This is a genomic window from Pseudomonas sp. GW456-12-10-14-LB2, from assembly GCF_002884345.1.
GTDB classification, from domain to species: domain Bacteria; phylum Pseudomonadota; class Gammaproteobacteria; order Pseudomonadales; family Pseudomonadaceae; genus Aquipseudomonas; species Aquipseudomonas paraglycinae.
Genome location: NZ_POHV01000222.1, coordinates 1 through 259 on the forward strand (window position 1 = coordinate 1; position 259 = coordinate 259).

A 259-nucleotide genomic window follows, 5' to 3' on the forward strand; every position below is an offset into this window, starting at 1 on the left:
ATGATCTGTCGCCGGTCATTCCAAAGCAGGGCAACATCGCGCTGATTCTGCTCGCGATCCTAGCGCTTAGTGACTTGTCGGGCATCACCTACGGCCCGGTCGCGGCGTTGCTTACCGAGTTGTTTCCGCCGCGCATTCGGTATAGTTCCATGTCGATCCCCTATCATGTCGGCACCGGCTATTTTGGCGGGTTCCTGCCGCTGATCAGCCAGATGATCGTCGTGCATACCGGCAATCCCTATTCGGGCTTGTGGTACAC

General features: G+C 57.5%; 1 pseudogene. It reads left to right on the top strand.

The window, feature by feature from the left end:
- Positions 1-259, top strand: a pseudogene (locus tag C1X29_RS30085) (MFS transporter); the annotation flags it as partial.